This window comes from Streptomyces sp. NPDC031474 (genome assembly GCF_055581185.1).
In genome coordinates this window covers 21,401-32,817 of sequence record NZ_JBVIJX010000042.1, presented here as the reverse complement: position 1 = coordinate 32,817, position 11,417 = coordinate 21,401, and the positions used below count along the sequence as shown (strand labels likewise).

Sequence of the window (11,417 nt, the reverse complement as noted above, 5' to 3'; positions counted from 1 at the left end):
CGATCACCGATCGCCTTCGAGAACGCCCTCCACCGCACACCAACTACGCTGGCACAAGCCGCATAACCCGTGTTCAGGATTCGGGGTCAAGGCCCTAACAACGCCGAACCCCACCTGAACGCCGCCTTCAGACCCTGCACCGTGCAGCGGCTTCAGCGCGCGGCGCGCAGGGTCTGAAGGCAGGCGATAACCAGCTCCCGCCACTGCTGCCGGATTTAATGTCCTCCATCGATCCACTGATCCGAGGGGGCGCAGGCCGTGTTTGCCGTCCAGTGCATCGGTTCGGTAAGCGGCAGTCACTGCTCTCAGGCGCTCGTCTGCGGGCGGGCGAGGGCCGCCGGTCATCGGTCGTAGGCGAGACGGGCCAGGCTCGGCACCGGGCCGAAGGCTCCGGCGTGGAAGTCGGTAAACGCCTTGGTGATCTCGACCTTGGTGTTCATCACGAAGGGGCCGCCGAGGGCGACCGGTTCACGCAGAGGCGTACCGCTGTAGACCATGACCCGGGCGCGCTGCTCGGGGTCGACGGCGGCGAGGTACAGCGTCGTCGCGGTATGGCCCGCTTCCGCCGAGCCGGGTACCGGGTCGGACCAGCCGGTCTGCCCGGCGTGCAGTTCCCGGCCACCGATCAGCAGACGCCCGTCCATGACGTGTGCGAACAGTCGGTGGTCAGCGGGTAGTTGAAGGTCGTAGGAGGAGCCGGGGGCGAACGTGGCGACGATGCCCTGGACCGGATGATGGGTGTCGGCCGCACCGGTGACGCCGCCGACGGTGCCAGCGTGGACGTCGATGCTGACGCCGGGCGCGTGGAGGCGGGGCATGGCGGCCCTGGTCAGGTCCTGGTAGCGCGACGGCGTCAGCTTCTTCTCGGCGGGCAGGTTGAGCCACATCTGGAGCACGTGCGCGTGCTCGTTGCGGTAGGCGAGTTCGCGGTGGATGATGCCGTGCCCGGCGGTCATCCACTGCACCTCGCCCGGCTCCAGGGCTCCGACGTGGCCGAGGTTGTCGCCGTGCTCGAGGACGCCGTCGACCACGGTGGTGATGGTCTCCAGTCCGCGGTGCGGATGCCACTCGAACCCGGGTGCGGAGAACCAGTCCTCGACCAGTGCGAGGAACGGGTCGGTCAGTGCCGGGTCGGTCGGCACGAAGACGAGCGCCTTGTCGTCGGCCTGCGCGTCGGGACCCAACTGCTGCTTGTCGGTGATGCGGGTCAGGGTCCTCCGACCCGTGAACTGTGCGGTCATAACTGCCCCTTCGAGGGGTATGGGGGTCAGGCGACGCGCACGGCGATCTTGCCGCGCGTGTGGTGAGCGGTGAGGGCTTGGAGGGCCATGGCCGCGTCAGCCAGGCCGTAGCTCTGGTGGATAGGAATCGTGATCGTGCCGTCCGCCAGGTGGCGTGCCACGCGGCCGAGGATCTCGGTGCACGGGCCGCGCGTGACGTTGGTGCGGCCGGGGCCGTAGCCGGCCGCGTCGGTCGGTGAGGCGATCCGGCCGCCGTCCCGGACAAGGTCCGCGAACGGGGTGATCTCGTACGCGGTCACCGCGTCGAGCAGCGCGTCCACCCCGTCAGGACGGACCCTGCGTAGAGCGGCGGTGGAGTCGTCTCCTCGCGGGAGGACCTCGCTCACTCCGAGGCCACGCAGGTACTCCTCGTCCTCGGGCAGTCCCGGAGCGAGGACGATCGCTCCGGCCGCGCGGGCGAGTTGCACCGCGACGCCGCCGACACCGCCGGTCGCGCCGACCACGAGGACAGTCTCACCGGGCACCAGGTCCAGAGCGTCGACCGCAATGATCGCGGTGGTCGCCGCCAGGGCGGCGACCCCGGCGGTGGCAGTGTCCAGGGCGGCGGGCTTGCGAATGAGCGTGTGCTCGCCGGTCGCGATGAGCTCGGCCCAGGCACCCTCGTGGGCCGGCTCCCCCACCGGAACCTCCCCGAAAACCTCGTCGCCGACCTCGAGGGTGCGCACTCCGTGACCCACCGCTTCCACGATCCCGGCGAAATCCCGGCCGAGAGTGATCGGCAGCTTGTGCGGCATGGTCTCCGTGAGCATCCCGTGAACCATGTCCGCATCGAGCCAGTTCACCGACGACGCCCGCACACGGACGAGCACCTGCCCGGGCCCAGCGGTCGGCTCGGGCAGGTCGTCGCGCACCACGGGCGGAATGCCGAACTGGCTCACAGTGACGGCTCTCATGGCTGCTCCCAGCGCTCCGGACCGAGCAACGTCAGTACATGACTCATCATGCAATCTACATGATGTGTCATTCATTCCACTAGGCTGCCCTCATGACCACGTGGCTGACGACCGAGGAACAGCAAGCATGGCGCGGGCTGATCAACCTGACCGCGCAGCTCCAAGCCGTACTGGGCCGGCAGCTCCAGGACGAGCACGGCATCTCCCTCGCCGACTACGAGGTACTCGGCCGCCTCCACGACGCCCCCGACCACCGGCTGCGCGCCCGCGCTCTCGGCGCCTCTCTCGCCTGGGAACAGAGCCGCCTCTCCCACCAACTCGCCCGGATGCAGCGGCGGGACTTGGTTGAACGGGAGGAGTGCGAGACCGACCGGCGTGGTGCCACTTTCCGCCTCACACCCGTCGGCCGAGCCGCCATCGAACAGGCCGCCCCCAGCCACGTCGAAGCAGTTCGCAGACTCGTCTTCGATACCTTGTCGCCGCACCAGGTGACCCAGCTGGCTGCCCTGACAGGCGGTCTCCTCGCCCACCTGCACGACAGCCTCCGGCCGGGCTCAGCGCCCGGCACCTCCGGCTGAGCTGGTTCGGGACCGACACCTGGTTCATCAATCACACGCCCAAGAAGCAGTCTTGACTTTCACCGGGCAGGAGCCGTGCGACAGCCTCGCCGTGGTCGCGCGGACGTTGCGAAACCCCCGCCGCACCCGGGCGGGAGTGAGCCGGCGAGACTCGGCGGGTCGCTCCCAAGGACGGCGGAGGTCCTCGGCGAGGGGCCGGGCGAGGCGGAGCTGGGTGTGGGCGGCGATGATGAGCCAGGTCCACAGGTTGGCGGTGTCCGCGTGACGGACCTTCGGGGCGGTCCAGCCGAGGGTCTGTTTCATGAGCCGGAAGGTGTGCTCGAGGTCGAATCTGCGCAGGAAGGACTGCCACCAGGGCTCCACGTCCGCCGGTGTGCCGGCGGTGGCCGAGCACCACAGCCAGACCGGTTTCGGGTCGCGGTCGCCCGGCAGGCACTTGACCTTCAGACGGATCAACGTGTCATGCAGGATGGGCAGTTCCTCTTTCGTGTGGTTCAGGGGCCGCGGCCCAGTCAGCCTGACGGGGCGAGCGAAAACTATTCGTCCGCGGCTTCAACATCGCCGGCCGTCTGAGCATCCGGCGTTCCGTGCGAGTGCGGCCACGGTGGGCGCCTTCCTCCCCGCCCTCCCTGCCCCGGCCACATGGAGTCATGACGGCTCATCATGTTCGCCGTTCACCTCGCGGATCACCTGTTCGGCGACCCGGAACGACTCCAGGGCGGCGGGGACACCGGCGTAGATCGCCGTCTGCAGAAGGACCTCCTGGATCTCCTGGACGCTCACCCCGTTGGTCAGGGCCCCGCGTACGTGTGAGGCGAACTCATTGGTGCGGCCCAGTACGGTCAGCATGGCGAGGTTCAACAGGCTTCGGGTGCTCCGCTCCAGGCCGGGACGGTCCCACACTGTGCCCCAGCAGTACTCGGTCACCAGTTCCTGCATGGGGCGGGTGAAGTCGCTGGCCTGGGTGAGCGAACGCTCGACGAAGTCGTCGCCCATCACGGCTCTGCGTACGGCCAGACCGGCCTCGAAGGTCTCGCGATGTGTGGTGCGGCCGGACGCGGCGGCGGGGTTCCGGGAGTCGGTGGTCACGGGATTTTGTCCTCTTCGTGGTGGACGCAGTATTCGCGATCGCCGGCGGTGGCACGCTGCTGCGGCCGCGCTGCGAGAGGTTGCGGTCGACGGCTGTCAGATGTGGTCGCCGAGCAGGACGCGGCGCACCTGATGGAGGTGTTCGCGCATGGCGTCACGAGCGGCTTGCGGGTCTCGTTCACGGACGGCAGCGACGATCTGTTGGTGTTCGGTGCAGTAGCAGCGGTGGCGTTCGGGGTTGAAACTGCGGCGCTTGAGTCCGCCCCAGATCGGCTGGCGTCGGGCGTCGACGAGCATGGAGCTGACAGAGATCAGGACTGTGTTGTGCGTGGCGACGGCGAAGCTGTGATGCAGAGCGGTGTCCCAGCGTTCGAACTCTTCGGAGCTCGATGCCTGTTCGCCGCCGCGCAGACAGCGCTCCATCTCCGCGAGGTCCGCACCGGTGGCGGAGGCAACCGCGAGGGGCATCAGTTCCGGTTCCAGTACCAGGCGTGCGGCCATGATCTCAGCGGGGCTCGGCTGGTTCTCGGATGTCCCTGCATGAGCGGTCTCGTCCGGAGCCACGAAGGTGCCGCGGCCGACGTGGCGCAGCACGAGGCCACGGGACTCCAGGTTCTGCAGGGCGGAGCGGACCGCGGCGCGGCCCACCCCGGTGGCCTCCGCCAAGTCCCGTTCCGTGGGCAGGCGGTCGCCGGGCTTGAGGCCGCCCGCGCTGATGACCTCTTCCACGTGCTTGAGCACGAGGGCGGCGGGCCCGACAACGAGATCCATCTCCACTCCTTTCCGAACCAATGAGAACCAATATTACCACCCCCGTTGATCGATCGCGAGAAACACTCTATTGACCCCGCGGAAACCTGAACCTAGACTCACCGATACGAGCCAATATACAGAATTGGTTCCTATTGGTTCAGGAGGTGCGGTGCGCTTCGCAAGGATTCACGGCAGGGACGGCGTGCGGGTGTGCGCCGTGGACGAGCGCGGAACGACCCGCCCCGTGAGCTTCGCCGACACCGGTGCCCCCGTGAGCGACCTGCGGCAGGTCATCGACGCGGGCCCCGGAGCGGTCGCCCGTCTGACGGTCGACCGGCAGGCCGTCGACGGTCGGTTGCTGGCCCCCCTGATCCCCGCACGAAACCTCTTCTGCGTGGGGCGCAATTACTCCGAGCACGCGGCGGAGTTCGCCAGGAGCGGCTTCGACGCGACCGGCTCCCCGGATGGTCAGCACCTGCCGGAGCGACCGGTCGTCTTCACCAAGCCGGCGGCCTCCGTCATCGCCTCCGGTGACGTGATCGACCCGCACACCGACATCACCTCCGCGCTGGACTACGAGGGCGAGATCGGCGTCATCATCGGCCGACGCGCCTCGAAGGTGGGCCGGGACGAGGCGATGGACCACGTGTGGGGCTACACCCTCATCAACGACGTCACCGCCCGTGACCTGCAGCGTGATCACAAGCAGTGGTTCATCGGCAAGTCTCTGGACACCTTCTGCCCGATGGGGCCGTGGGCCGTGACCGCCGACGAGATCGACATCCGTAATCTGCGGCTGCAGTCCCGTGTCAACGGCGAGCTGCGCCAGGACACCGACACCTCGCAGCTGATCTTCGACGTGGCGAGCATCATCGAGACCCTCTCGGCCGGCATCACGCTGGAACCGGGGGACGTCATCGCCACCGGTACCCCCGTCGGCGTCGGCATCGGCTTCGACCCGCCCAAGTACCTCACCACCGGAGACCAGGTCGTGATCTCCGCCCCGGGACTGGGGGAGCTGGCCAACACCGTCGGCCCCGTGGCCGGCCGCGACCGCCTGCGGTCCGCCGCAGGTGCCGAGTTGTTCGTGGAGAAGACCGGGCAGGGCCCGCCCGTGGTCCTCATCCACGGCCTCGGGGGCGCCACCACCGTCTACGACCCGCAGGTCGCGGCCCTGGCCGAGCACCACACGGTGCTCCGCTACGACCTGTCCGGCCACGGCCGCTCACCCGCCAACGGCACGCCCAGCATCACCGGCTGGGCCGAGGAACTGGCCGCGCTGCTGGATGCCGAAGGCATCGAGGAGGCCGCCGTCGTCGCCCACTCCATGGGCACCCTCGTCGCCTCCACCTTCGCCGCCGCCCATCCCGACCGGGTCACCAAGCTGGCGCTGCTGGGGGCGGTCCGCGCCCAGGGCCCGCAGGCCAGACAGGCCACGCGTGCCCGCGCCCGCGCGGTACGCGAGGGTGGCATGTCCGCGGTGGCCGACACTCTGGTGTCGGTGGCCACCTCCGAACAGACGCGCACCGAGCGTCCCCTGGCCGCAGCCCTGGTCCGTGAGTTGCTGCTCGGCCAGGATCCGGGGAGTTACGCCGCCGCCTGCGAGGCCCTGACCCTCGCCGAGGAACCGGACTTCGCAAGCGTCAAGGTGCCGGTCCTGCTGCTCACCGGCAGCGAGGACGCGATCAGCCCCCTGGCCGTCAACGACGACATCTTCGCCCTGCTGCCCCATGCCAGGCTGCACGTCATCGAGGGCATCGGCCACTGGCAGACCCTCGAAGCGCCCGAAGACGTCACCCGTGAGCTCCGGGGCTTCCTCGCCCGGCCTTGATCGACAACCAAGTCTCCAATCAGCTCAATCAGTTCTGGTTGGTCACCACGATGGATGAAGGGACGCTGCATCGTCATGACTGAGACCACTCTCGACCGTTACTTCGAGCACAACGCCAAGCTCCAGGACATCGCCATCCACACCTCGGAGCAGGAGTGGAAGCCGTTCTGCCCCGGCATCACCTTCAAGCTGCTGCGGGTGAGCGCGGAGACGGGTGCCTGGACCGTGCTCTTCCACGCCGAGGCCGGCTCCGGGTTCGACCGCCACCTGCACATCGGGGCCGCCGAGTACTACATGGTGTACGGCCGCATGGACATCCGCGGCGGCGACTCCGGAGGCGGATTCACTGCCGTCGCCGGCGACTACGGCTACGAGGCCAACTCCATGCTCCACGACTGGACCAACTTCCCCGACGAGACGGTCTTCTTCTTCGTGTGCCAGGGACCTCTGGGATTCCTGGACGAGAACGACAAGATCCACGCGATCCTCGACTGGGAGGGCGTCCAGGCCCTGGCGCACAAGCCGGTCGAGGCGGCGGTCTCCGCCTGAACCGACCGGGCATGACGGCCCGCCGACCCAAGTCGGCGGGCCGTCCGCGCCGTCCACCAGCTCTACCGCACGGCGACGACGAGTCCCAGCTGCGGCACGAGTTGGTTCGCGTGACGTAGGCGGGCCGGAACGGGAGACCGGCCCCGTTGGAGGCCGCCTCCAGCCGAGCTCCCCGTTATGAGCAGTCTGAAATAGAACGAGCAAGGAGTTCTCCCATGCCCCTGGTCCGGATCGATCTCGTCAAGGGCCGCGGCGACACACAGGTTCGCGCCGTCGCTGACGCCGTTCACACGGCCGTGGTGGACGTTCTGGAAATCCCTCCGCGTGACCGCTTCCAGATCGTCACCGAACACGAGGCTAGCCGGATCATCGCGCAGGACGCCGGCCTGGGCTTCGAACGGAGCGACGACGGCGCCGTGGTGATCCAGATCTTCACGCAGACCGGGCGCACGACCGAGGTCAAGCAGCGCCTCTATGCCGCCATCGCCGCCTCGCTGGCAGGAGTGGGCGTGGCCGGTGAGGACGTCTTCATCGGATACGTCGAGAACACCCCCGCCGACTGGTCCTTCGGCTTCGGCCGCGCCCAGTACATCGAAGGTGACCTCCGCGTCCCGGCAGCAGCGGCCGCATCCTGACCGCCGAGTGCCACCCGCCCGCGTCCGGCCGGCGCCCCGATGATGGGGCCGCCAGGCACAGTCGGCGAACGCATCACCTCGGTCGACGAGGTCCGGACGGACCGGGCCTTGCCACCTCGTCGGCACGAGTTTCGTCACCGGTGACGCGCTGCAGGGCAGCAATGCTCCGCACAACCGCGGCACATTCCCGGTAACCGCCCTCACCATCACTTTGAGGACACACTCGTGAGCACCACCTCCTCGGCGCCTCTCGACGGCCGGACCGCCCTGATCACCGGTGCCTCCGGCGGCATCGGGGCGGCGACGGCCCTGCAACTCGCCGATGCCGGATGTCTGGTCGCCCTGGCCTACAGCGGCCACCGCGAGGACGCCGAGCGCACCGCCGCCCAGATCAACGCCCTCCATGGCGCAGGCAGTGCGGTGACCCTGCACGCCGACTTGTCGGCTCCCGCCGCAGCCGCCGGCCTCGTTCGCGACGCCGAGCAGCGCCTGGGTCCTGTCGAGGTGCTGGTGGCAGGCGCAGGCATCGGACAGCAGTTTCCCTGGCAGCAGGTGGATACCGAGGTGTGGGACACCACCATGGCGGTCAACGCCCGTGCACCGTTCCTCATGGCCCAGGCGGCACTCCCCGGCATGATCAAGAACGGCTGGGGGCGGATCCTGTTCATCTCCTCCGTCGCCGCGCTCAACGGCGGCATCATCGGCCCGCATTACGCGGCGAGCAAAGCCGCGCTGCACGGACTGGCCCACTCCCTGGCGACCGCCGTCGCCGCGGACGGCGTCACCGTCAACGTCCTGGCACCGGCGCTGATCGGAGGCACCCGCATCCTGCCCGCCGACGCAGGACAGGACGGCGCACTGCCGGCCCCCATCCCGGTCGGCCGCCTCGGCCAGGTCGACGAGGTCGCGGCGATGGCGGTGTCCATGCTGACCAACGGCTACCTCACCAACAAGACCATCACGCTCGACGGCGGCCTCCACCCGAACTGAACGGCGCCCGAGACCTACCAGAGAGCACGCGCATGAAGCCCCCGGCAGCCCCCACCGTCCAGCTCAACAACGGCGTCGCCATGCCACGCCTCGGACTGGGCACCTGGCCCCTGAGGGGCGACGCCCAGCAGGCCGTCACCCGCGCCCTGCGCAGCGGCTACCGCCTCATCGACACCGCGGCCGCCTACGGCAACGAAAACGCGCATCCGCCACACCGGGATCCCGCGCGAGGAGGTCTTCGTCACCACCACAGGCCGAACTGCGCGCCTACCACCAGCGCCACGGCATCGTGACGCAGTCGTGGGGCCCGCTGGCAAGGGCACCTCCCTGCTGAGGGACCGCACGGTCACCCGGCTCGCGGCGAAGTACTCCTGGTCAGATCGTGCTGCGCTGGCACATGGACCTCGGCCTGGCCGCCGTACCCAAGTCCGCCGATCCCCAGCGGATCAAGAGCAACATCGACGCCTTCGACTTCGCCCTGGCGCCCGAAGACGTGCCGGCGCTCACCGCACTGGACACGGGAGCCGAACGGGCCGCAGACTCCGACGTCTTCCAGCCGGGCCTGCGCGGCCGCGGCCGGGCCTGACCCCGCTCGCGCGCGCCTTGCCGGGTCTGGTCGCCGGGACCAGAGAGCAGTCGGGCAGCTCGGTCACGTCGGCGGGAAAGGGCAGCACGGTCCGGACGCGACCGAACGGCCTACAACGACGGTGTGCGCCGCGCACCACCACCCTCGGTGCCATGGCGCAGCGCCTCCAGGGACGAGCCCCGCCGCCGGCGGACGAGTTCGCGCAGCGTCCCGACGTTGCGGTAGCCGACGCGGCCGGCGATCGCCTCGGCACTGAGAGCGGTGGTGCGCAGCAGGAAGGTCGCCTCGTCCAGCCGGATGTCCTGGATGAAGTCCAGAGGTGATCTGCCCAGGACGGCCTGGGCGGTGCGTTGCAGGGTCCGCATGCTCACGCCGAGAGTAGTTGCGGCCTGCGCGAGCGGCGGCGGATCGGCCAGGTGCGCACGGACCCACCGTTCGAAAGCCGCCAGCAGAGGGTCCGCCTGGGCCAGTTGGGTCGGGAGCGCGAACGCGGCCTGCGAGGGACGGTCGCCGATCAGCAGGTACCGGGCGACGAGGTCGGCGAGTTCGGGGCTGCGCCGCTGCACCACCCACAACGCCAGATCGATGTGAGCGAAGGCGGCACCCGCCGTGGTGGCACAGCCGTCCTGGATCAGCGTCCGCGAATCCTCCACAGCCACAGCGGGGTAACGCCCGCGGAAGGCCGGCCCCAGCCACCAACTCGTCGTAGCACGGCGGCCATCGAGCGTGCCGGACTCGGCCAGGAAGAACGCTCCGCTGCACGCGGCGGCCAAAGAGGCCCCGGAGCCGGCCGAGGCCGCCGCAAGGCCGAGGACCCAGGCGTTGGCCGGTGCGCGGACCGCCGCGACCACCTGCTCCGGTTCCTGGAGGCCCACGGCCGGCATGAGCAGGAGGTCCGCCTCGTGCGAGAGCTCTCCGACCGGGACGGTCGCCAGGCTCAGTCCGTTCCCGGTGCGGATCTGCGACCCAGCACCGACCATGGTCACCGAGAAGGGCGGCGCGCCATCGTCTCGTGTGCTCAGCGCGTTCGATGCGCCGAGCACGTCCATGATCGCCGAAAGCCCGGAGTCGAACATGCCGTCAATGGCTGCCATCACGATCCGCATGGCGTAAACGGTACCCGAACCGTCGTTTACGCCACTCCCGGCCCGGTCGCCGCGCTCATAGCTTGTTACCAGGCCGGTGCCCCCCGCCACGGCCCGCCGGTTCCGCCATCGTCGGTGTTCCGACCCCTCACGAACCATGCAAGGAGAGATTTCATGCCGCTCAAGCTCGGAGTCCTGGCACTGCTGACCGCGAAGCCGGGCAAGGAAGCCGAGTTGGCCGCGTTCTTGAACGCCGGCCGCGGCATCGTCGAGGACGAGGCCGATACCCAGGTCTGGTACGCCTTCCAGGTCGACCATGCGACCTTCGGTATCTTCGATGCCTTCGCCGACGAGGACGCGCGCAAGGCGCACCTCACCGGCCGCGTCCCGGCGGCCCTTTCCGAGATTCGCCCCGAACTCCTGGCGGCCGACCCCGACATCCGCATGGTCGATGTCCTGGCCGTCAAGCACGCCGCCTGAACCCGTCCGATATTCGGACGACACACGAGCCCACGGCCGGACTGTGGCCCTCGTCCAAGCAGGACACGGCGCCACTGAGGGGACTGTGTTCCCCGCTTTTCGTCATTCGCCATGCCGTTCCGCAGGAGAAGTCCGTGAGGAAGACCGTTCGCCCCGTTGCCGGCCTGGTGGCGGGTCAGCGGTGGTTTCGGCTGCCTGCGCGACGGGCTGTGGCTGGCGCCAGGCACCCCGGGCCTCGACGCCGTCCTCTCCGGGACCCCCTTGGCCGAGGCTGCAGCGGCGTCCGGCGGCTTCGTCGCACAGCCGCTGCCCGGCACCCCGATGGCGGCCTTCGTCCAGCGCGCCTGGGACCTCACGACCCTGCGCGCGGAGCACCACCGTTCTTCAAAGCTGGGGCCCCAACCGCGCCCCCGGCAGGAACCCTGCCACGGAACTCACCGCCCTCGTCGCCGACTGGCTGCACTTGCTGCGCGCGGACCCCGGCCTGCTGGCCCGATACTTGCCCGAGGACTGGCCTTCCTCGCAGTCCACAGACACGTAGGCCGTTTGGGACCAGCTGGAGAAGGCCGCGCACGACGCGTTCGCCCAGCTGGTCGTCCGAACTATGTGACGTGATGTCGTATCTGTCGTCACTGGAACATTTGGGA

The 11,417-nt window shown here is 69.2% G+C and carries 13 protein-coding genes and 1 pseudogene; 8 read left to right on the top strand and 6 right to left on the bottom strand.

The window, feature by feature from the left end; all coding sequences use genetic code 11:
• Positions 1 to 341: 341 nt before the first annotated feature.
• Both ACZ5SK_RS46140 and ACZ5SK_RS46135 read right to left on the bottom strand, forming a co-directional pair.
• Positions 342 to 1,241: a pirin family protein gene (locus ACZ5SK_RS46140; RefSeq protein ID WP_069764807.1), complete on the bottom strand. Its 900-nt coding sequence runs from the start codon at positions 1,239 to 1,241 to the stop codon at positions 342 to 344.
• Positions 1,242 to 1,267: 26 nt separating this feature from the next.
• Positions 1,268 to 2,194: an NADP-dependent oxidoreductase gene (locus tag ACZ5SK_RS46135; RefSeq protein WP_069764806.1), complete on the bottom strand. Its 927-nt coding sequence runs from the start codon at positions 2,192 to 2,194 to the stop codon at positions 1,268 to 1,270.
• Between the two features lie 92 nt (positions 2,195 to 2,286).
• Here ACZ5SK_RS46135 and ACZ5SK_RS46130 point away from each other — a divergent pair, with 92 nt between their 5' ends.
• Positions 2,287 to 2,772 carry a MarR family winged helix-turn-helix transcriptional regulator gene (locus ACZ5SK_RS46130; protein ID WP_334581517.1) on the top strand — a complete coding sequence of 162 codons (486 nt, stop codon included), beginning with the start codon at positions 2,287 to 2,289 and terminating at the stop codon, positions 2,770 to 2,772.
• Positions 2,773 to 2,826: 54 nt separating this feature from the next.
• On the opposite strand, the pseudogene ACZ5SK_RS46125 reads toward ACZ5SK_RS46130, so the two are convergent.
• The 3 genes and pseudogenes from ACZ5SK_RS46125 to ACZ5SK_RS46115 form a co-directional block, all read right to left on the bottom strand.
• Positions 2,827 to 3,270 (bottom strand): annotated as a pseudogene (locus tag ACZ5SK_RS46125) (NF041680 family putative transposase); the annotation flags it as partial.
• Between the two features lie 150 nt (positions 3,271 to 3,420).
• Positions 3,421 to 3,861, bottom strand: a complete 441-nt coding sequence (gene pcaC / locus ACZ5SK_RS46120; RefSeq protein ID WP_069764803.1) for a 4-carboxymuconolactone decarboxylase — start codon at positions 3,859 to 3,861, stop codon at positions 3,421 to 3,423.
• Between the two features lie 96 nt (positions 3,862 to 3,957).
• Entirely contained in the window at positions 3,958 to 4,632 is a 675-nt protein-coding gene (locus ACZ5SK_RS46115; protein WP_069764802.1) for a FadR/GntR family transcriptional regulator, read from the bottom strand.
• A 151-nt stretch (positions 4,633 to 4,783) separates the two neighbouring features.
• Between ACZ5SK_RS46115 and ACZ5SK_RS46110 the strand changes: the two genes are divergently transcribed.
• From ACZ5SK_RS46110 to ACZ5SK_RS46085, 6 genes are all read left to right on the top strand, one after another.
• Positions 4,784 to 6,445, top strand: a complete 1,662-nt coding sequence (locus ACZ5SK_RS46110) for a bifunctional fumarylacetoacetate hydrolase/alpha/beta hydrolase family protein (RefSeq protein WP_334581519.1) — start codon at positions 4,784 to 4,786, stop codon at positions 6,443 to 6,445.
• 75 nt (positions 6,446 to 6,520) lie between these two features.
• Positions 6,521 to 6,994, top strand: a complete 474-nt coding sequence (locus ACZ5SK_RS46105; protein WP_069764889.1) for a 2,4'-dihydroxyacetophenone dioxygenase family protein — start codon at positions 6,521 to 6,523, stop codon at positions 6,992 to 6,994.
• Positions 6,995 to 7,209: 215 nt separating this feature from the next.
• Complete coding sequence (locus ACZ5SK_RS46100; protein WP_069764800.1) at positions 7,210 to 7,629, top strand: tautomerase family protein; 420 nt, start codon at positions 7,210 to 7,212, stop codon at positions 7,627 to 7,629.
• 225 nt (positions 7,630 to 7,854) lie between these two features.
• Positions 7,855 to 8,619: an SDR family NAD(P)-dependent oxidoreductase gene (locus ACZ5SK_RS46095; RefSeq protein ID WP_069764799.1), complete on the top strand. Its 765-nt coding sequence runs from the start codon at positions 7,855 to 7,857 to the stop codon at positions 8,617 to 8,619.
• A gap of 32 nt (positions 8,620 to 8,651) precedes the next feature.
• Positions 8,652 to 8,912: an aldo/keto reductase gene (locus ACZ5SK_RS46090; protein ID WP_069764798.1), complete on the top strand. Its 261-nt coding sequence runs from the start codon at positions 8,652 to 8,654 to the stop codon at positions 8,910 to 8,912.
• An 89-nt stretch (positions 8,913 to 9,001) separates the two neighbouring features.
• Entirely contained in the window at positions 9,002 to 9,205 is a 204-nt protein-coding gene (locus ACZ5SK_RS46085; RefSeq protein WP_069764797.1) for a hypothetical protein, read from the top strand.
• Between the two features lie 110 nt (positions 9,206 to 9,315).
• On the opposite strand, the gene ACZ5SK_RS46080 is transcribed toward ACZ5SK_RS46085, so the two are convergent.
• On the bottom strand, positions 9,316 to 10,311 hold the full coding sequence (locus ACZ5SK_RS46080; protein ID WP_334581520.1) for a GlxA family transcriptional regulator: 996 nt from the start codon (positions 10,309 to 10,311) through the stop codon (positions 9,316 to 9,318).
• A gap of 153 nt (positions 10,312 to 10,464) precedes the next feature.
• Here ACZ5SK_RS46080 and ACZ5SK_RS46075 point away from each other — a divergent pair, with 153 nt between their 5' ends.
• Positions 10,465 to 10,770, top strand: coding sequence for a putative quinol monooxygenase (locus ACZ5SK_RS46075; protein ID WP_069764795.1), 306 nt, complete (start codon positions 10,465 to 10,467; stop codon positions 10,768 to 10,770).
• Positions 10,771 to 11,417 lie beyond the last annotated feature (647 nt).